We start from the raw sequence: 15,803 nt of genomic DNA on the forward strand, positions 1-15,803 counted from the left end.
ACCGAGCCTAGGCGAGGTGCCGAGTGGTGGGGCAAGAGCGTTTTGCTTACTTTTGCGCTGTTCAAAAGTGAGCCGCTGTAAGAGCGGAACCAATATCAGCCATCACCCAAATAACGGATATGTACCCAGCCCCCAGCCCCCAGCAGCCCAACACATTGGCGTATCCTTACCCCTCCACCCCAAGGCCCGATCAAAAAATGCTGGTGATATCCAACAACGTGCACCTCCCCGACGCCGAGATCGAACTGACAGCCATCCGCGCCCAGGGCGCTGGCGGTCAAAACGTCAACAAGGTCTCCAGCGCCGTGCACCTGCGTTTCGACATCTCGGCCTCGTCCCTGCCTGACTTCTACAAGGAACGCCTGCTGGCCCTGCGCGACACCCGCATCACCAGCGAAGGCGTACTGATCCTCAAGGCCCAGCAATACCGAACCCAGGAACAAAACCGCGCCGACGCCCTCGAGCGCCTGGTGGAACTGATCCTCAGCGCCACCAAGGTCGAAAAGAAACGCCGCCCCACCAAACCCACCCTGGGCTCAAAGAAGCGCCGCCTCGAATCCAAGACCAAACGCGGCAGCATCAAGGCCGGCCGCGGCAAGGTGGACTTCTAACTCGCCTGACGTTCTTCGCGATACTTCGGCGCCTGCCGATACAAATACAGGCTCAACAGCAACCCGCCAAACGCCGCGATCGCCGCAAACAGGAAGATCGAGGCAAACCCGAACCCCGCCGCAATCGCCCCGGCCAACGGCCCGGTGATCCCCAACGACAAATCGATAAACAGCGAATACGCCCCCACCGCCGCACCCCGGCTCGAGGCGGGCACCAGGTTGACCGCCTCCACACCCAAGGCCGGAAACACCAGGGAAAAGCCAAACCCGCTCAACGCCGCACCCGCCAACGCCAAATGAGGATCCGGCGCCAGCCACAGCAGCAGCAGCCCCAGCGTCTCCACCGACAAACAGGCAATCGCTACGCGAAACCCGCCAATGCGGTTGATCAAATTGCCGAACAACAACCGCGCCCCGATAAAGCTGGCACCGAACAGGCTCAGGCACAGCACCGCGTTATCCCAATGCTGGGTCGCGTAATACAAGGTGATGAAGGTGGCGATGGTGCCAAACCCGATCGAGCCCAGCGCCAGCCCGCAGCCGTGAGGCAACACGCGCCCTAGCACATGCATGAACGGCAGGCGCTCGCCCACCACGATCGGCGCGGCGACTTTCGGCCAGGCCAGCAGCAGGCCCAGCACCGCCAGCAGGATGATGCTGACGCCCATGCTCCACAGCCCGAAATGACTGACCAGCAACACCCCCAGCGGTGCGCCGATGGCCAGGGCGCCGTAGCTGGCGATGCCGTTCCAGGAGATGACCTTGGCGGTATTCGCCGCGCCCACCCGGCCAATGCCCCAGCCGATGGAACCCGAGCCCACCAGGCTTTCAGCGCTGCCCAGCACCAGGCGGCCAATCAGCAGGCTGGTGAGGCTCAGCGCCGGCAGGTGTGACAGCCACGCCGAGAGCAACATGAACACGCCGCTCAACCCGCAACCGGCCAGGCCGTACATGACGGCGCGCTTGCTGCCGCGGTTATCGATGATGCGTCCGGCATAGGGCCGGCTCAGCAGAGTGGCCAGGTATTGCACGCTGATCACAAGGCCCGCGATCACGGCGCCAAAGCCCAGGTCGCTGTGCACATAGCCAGGCAACACGGCCAGGGGAATGCCGATATTAAGGTAGCCGATGAAGGTGAACAAAACGATGGAAACGACTTGCAGCGTGACCGCCATGGGGCGCTGGGTATCTGGCATGGGGAGAGGTCCACTGTCGCAGCAGGAAAAGATAGGCTGCTTATGATACCGATGCTGGGCGCGTGCGGGGACAGCAAAGCAAACTTTTAGCGATCGGCGGGGTTGAGCAGTTGCGTGGTTACCAACGCGGCGAGGGCGTTTTCCTGGGTGCCGAAGCGCTTGAGCAGGAGGGCCTGTTTTTCCGGGGTGAGGCGGTTCCATACGTCGACCATGTGCAAGGCAGTGTCGAGCAGGGCGGTATCAGGGGTGGTGTCGGTCATGGCGGGGCTCACGGTGTTCAGGCGGTGTGGAAAGCGCGCAATGTCACGCTTTCCACACGGTCTGGGTACGGCTCTCAGTCTTCGCTCTTGCGGTCGACCGGTTTTGCCTCTTTGGGCTCGGGCTTGGTGGCACCGGCCTGTTGCGGGGTTGGCTGCTCAGTTTCGTGCAGGCTTGGGAAGGGGAGATTAGGGATTTCGTGCATCGTCGTCGCTCCTCGCAAGATCTGTTTTATCAATCGCAGGTGATTCCGCGCGTTCAAAAAGCCTGTGCAGGATACAGCACTGTAAATGACAGAAAGATTTTATCTCAGAAAATGAACGCGTCTTCATCCCGCCGCGCAAGTGACGTGGCGCCACAGGGGTGTCGATTGTCATCGTACAACATCACCCTTAACGGATTGACATCGTGCTGCGGACTGAATATAACGCTAACAGTTGTATGACGACATATGACGTTACAGTTTTATAGCGCCCGTAATACGGATGCGCTCGGTCGCAGAACGTACGCCTCAAATCTAAAAATAATTAAGGTGAAGCGATGAAAATCAAAGGCATCCGTTGGTGGATGGTCGGGCTGATGACGGTCGGCCTGATTATTAACTACCTGGCCCGCAACACGCTCTCAGTCGCAGCCCCCACGCTGATGACCGACCTGAGCATCTCCACTGAGCAGTATTCCCACATCGTTGTTGCCTGGCAGGTGTGCTACGCCTTGATGCAGCCGATCGCCGGTTATGTGATCGATGCGATCGGTACCAAGATGGGCTTTGCCATCTTCGCCATCTCCTGGTCGGTAGTCTGTGCCCTGGCGGCATTCGCCACCGGTTGGCAGAGCCTGGCAGTGGCCCGTGGCGCACTGGGGCTGACGGAGTCGGCGGGCTTCCCCGGCGGCGTCAAGGCGATTACCGAGTGGTTCCCGGCCAAGGAGCGCTCCGTCGCCATCGGCTGGTTCAACTTTGGTTCGTCGTTTGGTGCGTTGTTGGCGCCGCCACTGGTGGTCTGGGCGATTTTGCACAGCGGCTGGCAGTTGGCATTCCTGATCGTTGGCGGCATCGGCCTGGTGTGGAGCGGGCTGTGGCTGCTGCTGTACAAGCACCCGCGTGACCAGCGCCTGCTGGCCCAGGCCGAGCGTGAGTACATCGAGGCCGGCCAGGAAACCCACCTCAAGGAAGGCGTGCAGAAGAAAGCCAGCTGGAAGCGCATCCTCAAGAGCCGCAACTTTTTCGCCATCGCCTCGGCGCGGATGCTCTCGGAGCCGGCCTGGCAGACGTTCAATGCCTGGATTCCGCTGTACCTGATGACCGAGCGGCACATGAACATCAAGGAAATGGCGCTGTTCGCCTGGCTGCCGTTCCTGGCCGCCGACATTGGCTGTGTGCTGGGTGGCTACCTGAGCCCGTTGTTCCACCGCTACTTCAAGGTCTCGCTGTTCACCTCGCGCAAGCTGGTGATGCTGTTCGGTTGCCTGTGCATGATCGGCCCGGCGTGCATCGGCCTGGTGGACAGTGCCTACACCGCGATTGCCCTGCTGTGTGTCGGCGGTTTCGCCCACCAGACCTTGTCGGGTGCACTGTTTTCCATCGCCTCGGACTCATTCGGCAAGAATGACGTGGCCACCGCCACCGGTGGCGGGCAGATGTGCGGGTTTATCGGGGCTGCGGCATTTACTGCGGTGTTCGGCGTGCTGGTGACCAAGGTCGGCTACAGCCCGCTGTTTGTGGTGCTGGCAATTTTCGACATCATTGCGGCCATCGTGATCCTGATGGTGGCCCGGGAGATCGTCAAAGATCCGGAGCCAGCCACCCAAACCGGTCACGGCGGCACATTGCTGCCGGTTTAACCCTGGCGTTCCATCGCCGCCTTGTAGAGCGAGTTCTTCGGCTGGGCAAACACCCGCGCCAGCATCGGCTCGAAGAAGTTCAGCGGCAGGGTGTCGTAGGCCGGGTCGAACGCCGCCGCGTCGTACTGCGCGCAGAACTCGATGGTTTGCCGGTACTGCGGGTGGTCGCCAAATTGCTCGCGCAGGTGGCGGTCCATCCCCAGGTGGTGGAAGAAGTAGTAGCCCTGGAAGATCCCGTGCTTCTCCACCATCCACAGATTCTCGGCGCTTACGAACGGCTTGAGAATCGCGGCGGCGATGTCCGGGTGGTTGTAGGAACCGAGGGTGTCGCCGATGTCGTGGAGCAGGGCGCACACCACGTACTCTTCATCCCGGCCATCGTGCCAGGCGCGGCTGGCGGTTTGCAGCGAGTGGGTCAGGCGGTCCACCGGGAAGCCGCCGAAGTCGCCCTCCAGCAGCCGTAGATGCGCCAGGATCCGGCTTGGCAATTGCCGGGCGTAAGCACTGAAATCCTTGGCGATGATCGCCCAGTCTTCCTGGGTACCATCCTGCATATGGGTGAAACGGGCCTGCTGGTTCATCAAAGCCTCTCTTATTGTTCTTCAAGCGTGGGGCTAGAACGGCACCTTGCCCAGAATCATGTCGCGGTACATCACGAAATCCCCCAACAGGCTGTACAGCGGATGCTGGAAGGTCGCCGGGCGATTCTTTTCAAAGAAGAAATGGCCGATCCAGGCAAAGCTGTAGCCGGCCACCGGCAGCGCCAGCAGCAGCCACCACGCACCTTTGCCGATCGCCAACGCGAGTATGAAGATAACGAGGCTGGTGCCGATAAAGTGCAGGCGACGGCACGTACTGTTGCCGTGTTCGCTCAGGTAATACGGGTAGAAATCGGCGAAGCTGTTGAATTGCCTGGCATTTTCCACAGTGGTCGGCCCTCTGGTTATTGTTCTGCCCGACAGATGTTCGGCGGGGAGCTTATTTGAGTCTAGAGTCATCAGTGGTAACAGCCAGTGACAATAGATGCCACTTTAGTATCCTTCGGATTCCTGGCTGTCGTTTCAGCCTTCCTTGTTAAGAAAACGCCATGAGCGAACGAACGACTTCTGCAAGCTGGGCGATGGGGATAGTCAAGGCGCTGGAAATGGACGGCCTGGATTGCCGTGCCTTGTTCAAGCAGCTTGGCCTGGATTACGCCGCGCTGAATGACCCGGATGCACGCTTCCCCCAGGACTCCATGACCCGGCTCTGGCAGCGTGCGGTCGAGCTGTCGGGCAACCCGGCGATTGGCTTGAACATGGGCAAGGTGGTGCGCCCGGCATCGTTTCATGTGGCCGGCTACGCCTTGATGTCCAGCAATACCCTGGCTGAAGGTTTTATGCGGCTGGTGCGTTACCAGCGAATCATTGCTGAAAGTGCCGACCTGAGTTTCCGCCTGTTACCCGAAGGTTATGCGCTGATTCTGACGGTGCACGGCGACCACCTGCCGCCTACCCGGCAAAGTGCCGAAGCGTCCCTGGCCAGTGCCCTGGCGTTATGCGGCTGGCTGACCGGGCGCACGTTGCAACCGCGCAAGGTGCTGGTGCAGGGCGATCAGCCAGCGGACCTGGCGCCCTACAAACAAGCCTTCCATGCACCGCTGGTGTTCAACGCGCCCTATGACGCGCTGATCTTCGAACGGGCCGATATGGAGGCGCCGTTGCCCACGGCGAACGAGGCGATGGCGTTGTTGCACGATCGTTTTGCCGGGGAGTACCTGGCGCGGTTTTCCGAGAGCCGGGTGACCCACAAGGCGCGGCAGGTGCTATGCCGATTGCTGCCCCAGGGCGAGCCCAAGCGTGAAGTGGTTGCGCAGACGTTGCACCTGTCCCAGCGCACCTTGCAGCGCCGCTTGCAGGAGGAGGGCACGAGTTTCCAGACCTTGCTCGACGACACCCGCCGCGAACTGGCCGAGCAATACCTGGCGCAGCCGAGCATGACCCTGCTGGAAATTGCCTACCTGTTGGGGTTTGCCGACCCGAGCAACTTCTTTCGTGCGTTCCGCCGCTGGTTCGATGCCACGCCCGGCGAGTACCGGGCGCGGTTGCATGAGCTGCCTGTCAGTGACGCCAAAACGCCGGAATGCACAGCACAAACACCGTAATGATCTCCAGCCGGCCCAGCAGCATGCCGAATGACAGGATCCACTTGGCCGCGTCCGGCAGGGTGGAGAAGTTACCGGCCGGGCCGATGGTTTCACCCAGGCCCGGGCCTACACCGGACACGGTGCTGGCGGCGCCGGTCAGCGCGGTCATCCAGTCCAGGCCCAGCAACGACAGGGCCAGGGCGATGGCGCAGATGGTGATGGCGAAGAAAAACGAGAAGGTCAGGATCGACCGCACGATTTCTTCATCGAGGCGATGGCCGTTGTACTTCTGCTTGATCACCGCTCGCGGGTGAATCAACTGGTTCAAGTTGGCCTTGAGCAGGATGTAGGCGACCTGGAAACGGAAGATTTTGATCCCGCCAGCCGTGGAGCCGGAGCAACCGCCCACAAAGCCCAGGTAGAAGAACAGCATCAGCGAGAAATTGCCCCAGATGCTGTAGTCCCCCAGCGCAAAACCTGTGGTAGTGACTACCGAAGTGACGTTTACCGCCACGTGGCGCAGCGCCTCCAGCCAATGCAGATTGGTGGTCCACCAATACCAGGTGCCGAGCACCAGCCAGGTCACCACCAGCAACCCGAGCAAGCCTTGCACCTGCTGATCCTTGATCAGCGCCCGGCGGTTGCCACGCATCGTGGCCACATACAGGGTGAACGGCAGGCTGCCCATGATCATCACCACCACGGCCACCCAGTGCACCGCCGGCTGTTTCCAGTGGGCCAGGGATTCGTCGGAAGTGGAAAACCCGCCGGTGGAAATTGCCGACATCGCATGGTTGATCGCATCGAACAGCCCCATCCCGGCCCACCAGAACGCCAGGCTGCCGAGGATGGTGATGCCCACGTACGCCGCCACGATCAGGCGCGCCACCATGTGCGAGCGGGGCATGACCTTTTCCGAGCGGTCGGAGGATTCGGTCTGGAACAGGCGCATGCCACCGATGCGCAGCAGCGGCAGGATCGCCACCGCCATGCCGATAAAGCCGATACCGCCGAGCCAGTGCAGCAGCGAGCGCCAGATGAGGATGCCCGGGGACATGGTGTCCAGGCCGCTGAGCACCGTGGAACCGGTGGCGGTGATGCCGGACATGCTTTCGAAGAACGAGTCGGTGTAGCTGATGTGCTGGGTCAACAGGAACGGCAGTGCGGCGAAGATGCACACCACCAGCCAGCTGGAGACGGTCAGCAGGTACATGTCCCGCGGGCGCAGGTGCACGTGTTCCGGGCGGCCGGGGATGACCAGCGCCAGGCCCGCGATAAAGGTAATCAGGCTGGCCCAGAGGAACGACGGCAGGTCGCTGGTGCGTTCAAAAAACACCAGGGTCGCCATGGGGATGACCATGGCGATCGCCAGGGTGATCAGGAAGATGCCGATAATGAAACCGATTATCCGTAAGGTCGGCAACGCCATGAGGTCCGCTCGGGGTGACAGGAAAGGCGCCATTCTACCTGCGGTGCAGGGCAAGTAAACCGGGGGGGCGTTGGAGACGTGGCAGATCAAGTGTGGGAGCGGGCTTGCTCGCGAAAGCGGTGTATCAGTCAACGGATGCATTGGCTGACCCACCGCTTTCGCGAGCAAGCCCGCTCCCACAGGAGATTTGTGCTGGTTGATGGAGCTTGGAGGGCAGGCACAAAAAAGGCGACCCGAAGGTCGCCTCATTCAACGCGGCACTGATCAGAACTCGTGATCAGCGTTATCCGGGTTCAAGTCACTGATGCCCAGCTTGCCAGCAGCCTGTTCGATCGAACCGGTCTGCTTCACCAATGCGGCGATGGCGTCACGTACGATCTGGTTGCCTTTGTCGTTACCGGCAGCAATCAACTGGTCGTAGTGTTCGCCGTTGTTGGCGTGGTCCACCATCACCTGGATCTTCGCTTCGGTGGAGGCCAGGTCAGCCTTCAACGCTTCATCGGCCGCCGGGTCGGCCTTGGCCACCAGGGAGGACAGGCTGGCGCCGGTCATCTTGGTACCGTCGGTGCGGGTGTACTCACCCAGGTAAACGTTACGAATACCCTTGGCGTCGTAGAAGTGCGAGTTGTGGGTGTTGTCGCTGAAGCAGTCCTGTTCGTCTTCCGGCGAGTTGGCTTCCAGGGAAACCTTCATGCGCTCACCGGCCAGCTCGCCCAGGGACAGGCTACCCATGCCGAACAGCATCTTGCGCAGGCCATCGGTCGCAGGTTCTGCTTCCAGCGTGGCGCGGTAGTTGTCTTCGACGTTGGGCTTCCAGTTGCCGACCATTTCTTCCAGGTCGCTGACCAACAGTTGAGTCACGGCGCGCAGGTAGGTGCGGCGGCGCTCGTTGTGGCCGCCAGTGGCGCCATCACCGGTCATGTAGTCCGACGCTGGACGGTTGCCGGCGCCCGGGCCGGTGCCGTTCAGGTCCTGGCCCCAGAGCAGGAATTCAATTGCGTGGTAGCCGGTGGCTACGTTGGCTTCGGAACCGCCCAGCTCATTCAGGCTGGCGAGTTTTTCCGGGGTGATGTCTTTGACATCGACCTTGTCTTCGCCGACCTGGATCTCGTTGTTGGCGATGATGTTGGCGGTGGCGCCAGGGTTGCCCAAGGCGTGTTCGTAGGTCTTGTCGACGTAGTCGATCAGGCCTTCGTCCAGGGGCCAGGCGTTCACCTGGCCTTCCCAGTCGTCAATGATGGTGTTGCCGAAGCGGAACACTTCACTCTGCAGGTACGGCACGCGCGAGGCGATCCAGGCGGTACGGGCCGCTTTCAGGGTGTCGTCGTTCGGGTTGGCAAGGAAAGTGTCGATCGCGGTTTGCAGGGTTTTCGCGGTGGACTCGGCATCGCTGTACACCGCGAACACCATGTCAGCGTAATGCGCGACCACAGCCTTGGCGGCGGCCTCGTCTACCTGGCCTGCCGGGGCAGCCGCCGGGGCGGTGGTGCTGGCGGCTGCCGGGGCTTGAGGCGCGGCGGCCTTGTCTTTGCCTTCACCGCAACCGGCGAGCGAAATGGCAATGGCGAGAAGGCTGGCGGTGGCCAGGGGCATACGAATCATGGCGAACATCCTGCTTCGGTTGTTGATGGGGCACGCGGGGGGCGCGCAAAACTGCGACATAATGCGAAAGATTTGCATTTTGTGTAAAGCGTTATAAGCAGGAAATATTTAGTATCGATTTGCCGGCCATCGGTGCGCGTGGCCCCGATGGCCGGCATCGCTTCAGAGAATGGCGGCGTTATTGCGCTGGGCCTGTTTCAAGTAGGCCACCAACTCCCGTGCCGGCAAGGGTTTGCTGTAGTGGTAGCCCTGACCCTCGTGGCAACCCTCGGAGATGATGTAGGCCTCCTGTTCGGCGGTCTCCACACCCTCGGCGATCACCTGCATGCCAAGGCTTTTGCCGAGCTGGATGATCGCCCGCACGATGGTCGCATCGTCGTCGTCATCCAGCAGGTCCTGGACGAAGCTCTTGTCGATCTTGATCTTGTCCAGCGGCAGGCTTTTCAGATAGCTCAGGGACGAATAGCCGGTGCCGAAGTCATCAATCGCAATCAGTGCCCCGGAGCGGCGCAGGCTCAGCAGGTGCTGGGCGGCGGTGCTGATGTCTTCCATCAGGCCGGTCTCGGTGACTTCCAGCTCCAGGCTACGCGGCGGCAAGCGGTAGATTTGCAGCAGGTTGTTGACCACCCGTGGCAGCTCGGCGTGGTGCAACTGTACGGTCGACAGGTTGACCGCCATGCGCAGCTCGGTGAAGCCCAGGTCATGCCATTCCCGCAGTTGCCGGCAGGCCTGGTCCAGTACCCATTCGCCGATGGCAATGATGGTGCCGTTCTGTTCGGCCAGGGGGATAAACAGGTCGGGCGGCACCAGGCCGTGCTCCGGGTGCTGCCAGCGGATCAACGCTTCGACACCCACCACACGGTGGTCGAGATAGCTGATCTGCGGCTGGTACACCAGGTGAAACTGCTCGCGGCTCAAGGCGTCGCGCAGATCCTTTTCCAGCTCGCGGCGGCGGCGCATTTCGCTGTCGACGCTGGCGATATAGAACTGGTAGCGGTTGCGCGAGCGGCTCTTGGCCAGGGTCATGGTCTGTTCGGCTTTTTGCAGCAGCTTCTCGGTGCTGTCGCCGTCTTCCGGGAACAGGGTGATGCCGATGGTGGCACGCAGGCGGATCTGTTCGTGATCGAGGGCGAATTCGGCTTCCAGGTCGTCGAGGATGCTTTGTGCCAATTCGGCGGCTTCGTAGGGCTGCTCGATATCGGCCTGCACCAGGGCGAACTGGTCGCCGCCGAGGCGGGCGAGGGCGCCGAGGCGGCCGCTGTGGGCGCGCAGGCGGTCGGCCAGGGCCAGCAGCAACTGGTCGCCGGCCTGGTAGGTGAACTGCTCGTTGACGCTTTTGAAGTCATCCAGCCCCACGCACAACACCGCGACCCGACGTTGCCGGCGGCCGGCGTCGATCAGGATCTTGTCCAGTTGCTCCTGCAGTTTCTGGCGGTTCGGCAGGCCGGTCAGGAAGTCGTACTGGGCCATGCGCAGCAGGCTGTTTTCCGCCTCATGGCGCAAGTGCGTATTGCGCTCGATGGATTCGAGCAACTGGTTGGCGGTGTTGATCCAGAGCCCCAGCTCGTTTTTCTCGTGGCCCTTGAGCTGCGGGATCTTGTGCTCGCTGGGGCGGTCGGGGTTGATCGAACTCAGGTGCTCGATGATGCGCGACAGCGGCTTGGTCAGCAGCCAGTGATAGACCAGGTACAACACCAGCCCCATGGCCAGCGCCCGCAGCACCCCGGAGATGAAAATGATCACCGAACTGACAAGAAACCCTTTGCCATAGGTGGCGGTGTCGAGGGTGATGCTCAGGTCACCGTAGTACTCGCTGTAAGGCCCGCGCCCCACCAGCGGCGTGGTGAACGTGCGTTCCTGGCCCAGGATCAGGTCGGTCAGCCAGCGGCTCGGGGATTGTTGCAGGTCGCGGGTTTTTTCCGCGAGCATGGTTTCGTTGGGGTGGCCGATGGAGGCCATGCGCACGGCATCATCCTGAAACAGGCCTTCGATGACCTGCATGCCCATCTCCCGGTCCAGACTGTAGACGGCCTGGGTGGACGGGTCGCGAAACATGTCGAGGATGCGCTGGGCATCACCGGCCACGGCCTGGCGCGTCTTGTACGCATCAAAGACGATCTGCGCCGCGCTCAGTACCACGCCCACGGCCAATGCCGAAAGCAGTACCACCCGTAGCAACTTCACCGACAAGCTGTTTTTGAGTTCCAGCTTCAAAGGGTTATTCCTTGTTCCATGCGGGTAGCCTCAATATGCCATGAGTATTGGCAATCCCGTGAGGGCAGTCAAAGGGACATTGCGGCCAGGGCAGGTTTTGCAGTTTAGATGAGCGCGTCCGGGGGTAAGACGTTGGGAGGGGGAATGGAAAGGCAGGCCTGGCATGGAGTGAAGTCGGCGGATCGTACGTGCCGACTTCTTGTACTGTCTTTTCAGGACGAGCGCGGGTTTTTCAGGCCAGCGAAACAAACCGTCGAGCGTCAGCGCCCATCAGGTAAACGAAATTTTCGGCGGTTGTGGCTGGTCTTGCGCCTGAGGGTCGATTTGTCCCAAGGCCTGTCGAGCTATGTCCACGGTCTTATCAAGGATGCCCAAGCTTTTGTCCAGGACGTCCAGGCCCTTATCTGTCACGTTATCGAACACGTTAAGTGCTTGAGGGGCCATGCCGATCAAAGATGCTAGATCCATATCAAGTTCTCCTGCAGTCAATCAGAGGGACATTCCTCTTACATGCTGCGTGGCGAAATCCTTTTGATGAGTTCCAGCGTTTTCCTGGCATTTTTCCATTTGTAATCGCCCACAAAAAAGCCCGGCAATCGCCGGGCTCTTTCTACTGCAAGCGGTACTTAAGCGGTGAAGGTCTTGCCTTCGAACTGCTCAGCCACGAACTTCCAGTTGACCAGGTTCCAGAACGCTTCCACATACTTTGGACGCACGTTGCGGTAGTCGATGTAGTAAGCGTGTTCCCAGACGTCGCAGGTCAGCAGCGGGGTGTCGCCGCTGGTCAGCGGGTTGCCGGCGCCGATGGTGCTGGCCAGGGCCAGGGAACCGTCAGCCTTTTTCACCAGCCAGCCCCAACCGGAACCGAAGGTGCCGACGGAAGTCTTGGTGAACTCTTCCTTGAACTTGTCGAACGAACCGAAGGCAGCGTTGATCGCCTCAGCCAGTGCGCCGGTAGGTTGGCCGCCAGCGTTTGGCGCCAGGCAGTTCCAGTAGAAAGTGTGGTTCCAGACCTGAGCGGCGTTGTTGAAGATGCCGCCCGAAGAAGACTTGACGATTTCTTCCAGGGTCTTGCCTTCGAACTCGGTGCCAGGCACCAGGTTGTTCAGGTTCACGACATAGGTGTTGTGGTGCTTGTCGTGGTGGTATTCCAAGGTTTCCTTGGAAATGTGCGGCTGCAGGGCATCGTGTGCGTAGGGCAGCGGCGGCAATTCGAAAGCCATGATGATTCTCCTAATCAGGTCAGTTGCGGTGAGCGCAAGGCCGATCACGGGCGGCCAAACAAGCGCCGGGGAGTTTGTACTCTTTGCGGCGCAGGGGCTGGATCATAGCACCGGGGGTGCGGCAAAACCACGCAACAACTGTGTGGGATAGAGGTTCCAGAGCGTTTTGGAATATCTACGCTGCGCTGATTAATTGATAGGCCACGCTGAACATCATGGCGGCTACCAGCAGGTCCAGAATCCGCCAGGTGGCGGGACGCGCCAGCCACGGTGCCAGCCATGCGGCGCCCAGGGCCAGGGTCATGAACCACAGGAACGAAGCGCTGGCGGCGCCGGCCACGTAGGCGCCCGGTTCGGTTTGCTGGGCGCCGAGGGAGCCAATCAACAAGACGGTGTCCAGGTACACGTGGGGGTTGAGCAACGTCACTGCCAAGGCGCTGAGCATCACCGCCTTCAACGAGCGTACCTTGAGGTTCTCGCCCTCGCCCAGGCTCTGCTTCGAGCAGGCCCGGCGCAGGGCGAGGGTACCGTACCAAAGCAGGAACGCCGCGCCACCCCAGCGGGCAATCGCCAGCAATACCGGGTTATGCGCCAGCACGGTGGCCAGGCCGAATACGCCGGCGGCCACCAGGATCGCGTCGCACACCACGCACAGTGCCGCCACCGGCAGGTGATGTTCGCGCCGCAGGCTCTGCGCCAGCACAAACGCGTTCTGGGTGCCGATCGCCATGATCAAACCAAAGGCCACCAACAGGCCGTTCATATAGCTTTGCCACATAGGATTTACTCCGCGCCCGCCGCCAATTGCCGCAACACCGTCATGGCGCGCTCGGCATCGGCGCGGCCGACAAACAGGTGATCGTGGTAGTAGCCGGCAATCACGTTGCAACTGATCCCGGCCTGGCCCAGGGCCGTGGCGAACGCGGCGGTCAGGCCGACCGCTTCCAGGGCCGAATGCACGTTGAGGGTGATCCACGCAGCCACATAGTCGAAGGCCAGTCCGGCCCGCTCGGCCTGCTGGCGCTCGACGATCAACGTCAGGCCTTCCTGCTCGCGGAAGCTGCCGATCACCTCGCAACCTTCGGGGATTCGGCTGTCGGCCAGGGTGCAGAACACGTAGTCGCCGTCATTGAGCTGTGGGCTCATGCTGCGCAGCAGGGTTGCCAGGGCGGTTTCGCCAGCCATGTGGAGGTCCTTGAATAAGAAGAAGCGATGCTGGCTATTCTCCCGTCCAAGGCTGTATAAGAAAAACCAATATTGCTGATCGCTCATTAGGAAAACTGATGTTGGACTATAAATTGCTTTCCGCCCTGGCGGCGGTGGTGGAACAGGCCGGCTTCGAGCGGGGCGCGCAGGTACTGGGAATTTCCCAATCGGCGATTTCCCAGCGCATCAAGCTGTTGGAGGCGCGAATCGGCCAGCCGGTGCTGGTACGTGCCACGCCGCCGACGCCCACCGAGATCGGCCGCCGCCTGCTCAACCACGTGCAACAGGTACGATTGCTGGAGCGCGACCTGCAAAGCCAGGTGCCCGCGCTGGATGAAGAGGGCATGCCCGAGCGCCTGCGCATCGCCTTGAATGCCGACAGCCTCGCCACGTGGTGGGCCGAGGCGGTGAGCGACTTCTGCGCCGAGCAGCATTTGCTGTTGGACCTGGTGGTAGAAGACCAGACCGTCGGCCTCAAGCGCATGCGCGCCGGCGAAGTGGCAGCCTGTATTTGCGCCAGCGAACGCCCGGTGGCCGGCGCCCGCAGCCTGTTGCTCGGCGCGATGCGGTATCGGGCGCTGGCCAGCCCGGCGTTTGTCGCTCGGCACTTTCCCGAGGGCGTGCGGGCCGATCAACTGGCCCGCACGCCGGCGCTGGTGTTCGGCCCGGATGATTTCCTGCAGCATCGCTACCTGGCGTCCCTGGGCGTCGACGGTGGTTTCGAACACCATCTATGCCCCTCGTCCGAAGGTTTTATTCGCCTGACGGAAGCCGGATTGGGCTGGGGCCTGGTGCCCGAACTGCAGGTGCGCGACCAGCTGGAAAAGGGCGTGTTGGTGGAGTTATTGCCAGATAAGCCGATCGATGTGCCGCTGTACTGGCATCATTGGCGCAGTGGTGGACAATTGCTGGGCCTGCTGACGGATCATCTGGCACACACAACGGGGCAATGGTTGGTGCCGTTGGCGTGATGGCCAGCGTCAAGGCAACAGCGATGAAAAACGAAAGAATGCGGAGTAAGTCATGAAAATTCTGGTCACCGGCGCAAGCGGCTTCATTGGCGGGCGCTTTGCGCGTTTCGCCCTGGAGCAGGGCCTGGACGTGCGGGTCAACGGGCGGCGGGCCGAAGGTGTGGAGCACCTGGTACGGCGCGGCGCCGAGTTTATCCAGGGTGATTTGAATGATCCGGACCTGGTGCGCGAGCTGTGCCGCGACGTCGAGGCCGTGGTGCATTGCGCCGGGGCCGTGGGGCTGTGGGGGCGTTATCAGGACTTCCACCAGGGCAATGTGCTGGTTACCGAAAACGTGGTGGAGGCCTGCCTCAAGCAGCGGGTCGGGCGCCTGGTGCACCTGTCTTCGCCGTCGATCTACTTCGACGGCCGTGACCACCTGGGCTTGACCGAAGAACAAGTGCCCAAGCGTTTCAAGCATCCGTATGCAGCCACCAAATACCTGGCGGAGCAAAAGGTGTTTGGCGCCCAGGAGTTTGGCCTCGAAGTGCTGGCCCTGCGCCCGCGCTTTGTCACGGGGGCCGGCGACATGAGCATCTTCCCGCGCCTGTTGAAGATGCAGCGCAAGAACCGCCTGGCGATTGTCGGCGATGGCCTGAACAAGGTCGATTTCACCAGCGTGCACAACCTCAATGAAGCCCTGCTCAGCAGTTTGCTGGCGACGGGCTCGGCGTTGGGCAAGGTCTACAACATCAGCAACGGTGCCCCGGTGCCGGTGTGGGATGTGGTGAACTACGTGATGCGACAGATGGACATGCCTCAGGTCACCCGTTATCGGTCCTACGGCTTGTCTTACAGCGTTGCGGCGCTCAATGAAGCTTTCTGTGCCATGTGGCCAGGGCGCCCGGAACCGTCTTTGTCACGGCTGGGCATGCAGGTGATGAACAAAGATTTCACCCTCGACATCACCCGCGCACGGCATTATCTCGACTACCAGCCCAAGGTCAGCCTGTGGGCGGCCCTCGACGAGTTCTGCAGTTGGTGGAAGGCCCAGGACGTGGGACTTAAATAACCGGCAACACACCGGGAACCGAATTTGCGAACCCGGGTCGATCAGTGCGGCAGGTCGGGGGTTTATACTCCGACG

At 61.4% G+C, this 15,803-nt stretch carries 17 protein-coding genes; 5 read left to right on the top strand and 12 right to left on the bottom strand.

From position 1 onward, the window contains the following. The first annotated feature begins 197 nt into the window (after positions 1-197). Positions 198-611 (top strand): alternative ribosome rescue aminoacyl-tRNA hydrolase ArfB, encoded by a 414-nt coding sequence (arfB, locus tag ACIOMR_RS13310; protein ID WP_401194560.1) that lies wholly within the window; start codon positions 198-200, stop codon positions 609-611. Here the strand turns inward: arfB and ACIOMR_RS13315 are convergent. The 3 genes from ACIOMR_RS13315 to ACIOMR_RS13325 all read right to left on the bottom strand — a co-directional run bounded on the left by ACIOMR_RS13315 (position 608) and on the right by ACIOMR_RS13325 (position 2,270). Next, the gene (locus ACIOMR_RS13315; protein ID WP_003212974.1) at positions 608-1,807 is read right to left on the bottom strand and encodes an MFS transporter; all 1,200 of its coding nucleotides are present in this window, start codon (positions 1,805-1,807) and stop codon (positions 608-610) included. The two genes, arfB and ACIOMR_RS13315, sit on opposite strands and share 4 nt — an antisense overlap. An 86-nt stretch (positions 1,808-1,893) precedes the next feature. Continuing rightward, positions 1,894-2,067, bottom strand: a complete 174-nt coding sequence (locus tag ACIOMR_RS13320; RefSeq protein WP_008430977.1) for a hypothetical protein — start codon at positions 2,065-2,067, stop codon at positions 1,894-1,896. Between the two features lie 74 nt (positions 2,068-2,141). Beyond that, on the bottom strand, positions 2,142-2,270 hold the full coding sequence (locus ACIOMR_RS13325; protein ID WP_003212978.1) for a hypothetical protein: 129 nt from the start codon (positions 2,268-2,270) through the stop codon (positions 2,142-2,144). A gap of 362 nt (positions 2,271-2,632) precedes the next feature. Between ACIOMR_RS13325 and ACIOMR_RS13330 the strand changes: the two genes are divergently transcribed. Further along, positions 2,633-3,907, top strand: coding sequence for an MFS transporter (locus tag ACIOMR_RS13330; protein ID WP_052024259.1), 1,275 nt, complete (start codon positions 2,633-2,635; stop codon positions 3,905-3,907). Here the strand turns inward: ACIOMR_RS13330 and ACIOMR_RS13335 are convergent. Together ACIOMR_RS13335 and ACIOMR_RS13340 are read right to left on the bottom strand one after the other, a co-directional pair. Next, entirely contained in the window at positions 3,904-4,488 is a 585-nt protein-coding gene (locus ACIOMR_RS13335) for an HD domain-containing protein (RefSeq protein WP_401194564.1), read from the bottom strand. The genes ACIOMR_RS13330 and ACIOMR_RS13335 overlap by 4 nt on opposite strands. Positions 4,489-4,521: 33 nt before the next feature. Then, positions 4,522-4,833, bottom strand: a complete 312-nt coding sequence (locus ACIOMR_RS13340; protein ID WP_003212984.1) for a DUF962 domain-containing protein — start codon at positions 4,831-4,833, stop codon at positions 4,522-4,524. A 161-nt stretch (positions 4,834-4,994) separates the two neighbouring features. On the opposite strand from ACIOMR_RS13340, the gene ACIOMR_RS13345 reads away from it, so the two are divergent. Then, positions 4,995-6,050: an AraC family transcriptional regulator gene (locus tag ACIOMR_RS13345; protein WP_003212986.1), complete on the top strand. Its 1,056-nt coding sequence runs from the start codon at positions 4,995-4,997 to the stop codon at positions 6,048-6,050. On the opposite strand, the gene ACIOMR_RS13350 is transcribed toward ACIOMR_RS13345, so the two are convergent. From ACIOMR_RS13350 to ACIOMR_RS13380, 7 genes are all read right to left on the bottom strand, one after another. Continuing rightward, positions 6,007-7,461, bottom strand: a complete 1,455-nt coding sequence (locus tag ACIOMR_RS13350; RefSeq protein WP_177068810.1) for a TrkH family potassium uptake protein — start codon at positions 7,459-7,461, stop codon at positions 6,007-6,009. The genes ACIOMR_RS13345 and ACIOMR_RS13350 overlap by 44 nt on opposite strands. A gap of 264 nt (positions 7,462-7,725) precedes the next feature. After that, positions 7,726-9,063, bottom strand: coding sequence for an imelysin family protein (locus ACIOMR_RS13355; RefSeq protein ID WP_003212990.1), 1,338 nt, complete (start codon positions 9,061-9,063; stop codon positions 7,726-7,728). Positions 9,064-9,225: 162 nt separating this feature from the next. Further along, entirely contained in the window at positions 9,226-11,277 is a 2,052-nt protein-coding gene (locus tag ACIOMR_RS13360) for a bifunctional diguanylate cyclase/phosphodiesterase (RefSeq protein WP_003212994.1), read from the bottom strand. A gap of 270 nt (positions 11,278-11,547) precedes the next feature. Then, positions 11,548-11,745 carry a hypothetical protein gene (locus ACIOMR_RS13365; protein WP_003212995.1) on the bottom strand — a complete coding sequence of 66 codons (198 nt, stop codon included), beginning with the start codon at positions 11,743-11,745 and terminating at the stop codon, positions 11,548-11,550. A gap of 158 nt (positions 11,746-11,903) precedes the next feature. Then, entirely contained in the window at positions 11,904-12,500 is a 597-nt protein-coding gene (locus ACIOMR_RS13370) for a superoxide dismutase (protein ID WP_003212997.1), read from the bottom strand. 175 nt (positions 12,501-12,675) lie between these two features. Beyond that, entirely contained in the window at positions 12,676-13,278 is a 603-nt protein-coding gene (locus ACIOMR_RS13375) for a LysE/ArgO family amino acid transporter (protein ID WP_003212999.1), read from the bottom strand. Positions 13,279-13,283: 5 nt separating this feature from the next. Beyond that, positions 13,284-13,685, bottom strand: a complete 402-nt coding sequence (locus ACIOMR_RS13380; RefSeq protein WP_003213000.1) for an ACT domain-containing protein — start codon at positions 13,683-13,685, stop codon at positions 13,284-13,286. 98 nt (positions 13,686-13,783) lie between these two features. Between ACIOMR_RS13380 and ACIOMR_RS13385 the strand changes: the two genes are divergently transcribed. After that, positions 13,784-14,677 (top strand): LysR family transcriptional regulator ArgP, encoded by an 894-nt coding sequence (locus ACIOMR_RS13385; RefSeq protein ID WP_401194573.1) that lies wholly within the window; start codon positions 13,784-13,786, stop codon positions 14,675-14,677. Between the two features lie 52 nt (positions 14,678-14,729). Then, positions 14,730-15,728 carry an NAD(P)-dependent oxidoreductase gene (locus ACIOMR_RS13390; protein ID WP_003213003.1) on the top strand — a complete coding sequence of 333 codons (999 nt, stop codon included), beginning with the start codon at positions 14,730-14,732 and terminating at the stop codon, positions 15,726-15,728. Positions 15,729-15,803 lie beyond the last annotated feature (75 nt).

It is taken from the genome of Pseudomonas sp. NPDC087814, from assembly GCF_044742865.1.
Classification (GTDB): domain Bacteria; phylum Pseudomonadota; class Gammaproteobacteria; order Pseudomonadales; family Pseudomonadaceae; genus Aquipseudomonas.

Coding starts and splice junctions, on each gene's coding strand:
- arfB (WP_401194560.1), top strand. CDS start 198: ATGCTGGTGATATCCAACAACGTGCACCTCCCCGACGCCGAGATCGAA.
- ACIOMR_RS13315 (WP_003212974.1), bottom strand. CDS start 1,807: ATGCCAGATACCCAGCGCCCCATGGCGGTCACGCTGCAAGTCGTTTCC.
- ACIOMR_RS13320 (WP_008430977.1), bottom strand. CDS start 2,067: ATGACCGACACCACCCCTGATACCGCCCTGCTCGACACTGCCTTGCAC.
- ACIOMR_RS13325 (WP_003212978.1), bottom strand. CDS start 2,270: ATGCACGAAATCCCTAATCTCCCCTTCCCAAGCCTGCACGAAACTGAG.
- ACIOMR_RS13330 (WP_052024259.1), top strand. CDS start 2,633: ATGGTCGGGCTGATGACGGTCGGCCTGATTATTAACTACCTGGCCCGC.
- ACIOMR_RS13335 (WP_401194564.1), bottom strand. CDS start 4,488: ATGAACCAGCAGGCCCGTTTCACCCATATGCAGGATGGTACCCAGGAA.
- ACIOMR_RS13345 (WP_003212986.1), top strand. CDS start 4,995: ATGAGCGAACGAACGACTTCTGCAAGCTGGGCGATGGGGATAGTCAAG.
- ACIOMR_RS13350 (WP_177068810.1), bottom strand. CDS start 7,461: ATGGCGTTGCCGACCTTACGGATAATCGGTTTCATTATCGGCATCTTC.
- ACIOMR_RS13355 (WP_003212990.1), bottom strand. CDS start 9,063: ATGATTCGTATGCCCCTGGCCACCGCCAGCCTTCTCGCCATTGCCATT.
- ACIOMR_RS13365 (WP_003212995.1), bottom strand. CDS start 11,745: ATGGATCTAGCATCTTTGATCGGCATGGCCCCTCAAGCACTTAACGTG.
- ACIOMR_RS13370 (WP_003212997.1), bottom strand. CDS start 12,500: ATGGCTTTCGAATTGCCGCCGCTGCCCTACGCACACGATGCCCTGCAG.
- ACIOMR_RS13375 (WP_003212999.1), bottom strand. CDS start 13,278: ATGTGGCAAAGCTATATGAACGGCCTGTTGGTGGCCTTTGGTTTGATC.
- ACIOMR_RS13380 (WP_003213000.1), bottom strand. CDS start 13,685: ATGGCTGGCGAAACCGCCCTGGCAACCCTGCTGCGCAGCATGAGCCCA.
- ACIOMR_RS13385 (WP_401194573.1), top strand. CDS start 13,784: ATGTTGGACTATAAATTGCTTTCCGCCCTGGCGGCGGTGGTGGAACAG.
- ACIOMR_RS13390 (WP_003213003.1), top strand. CDS start 14,730: ATGAAAATTCTGGTCACCGGCGCAAGCGGCTTCATTGGCGGGCGCTTT.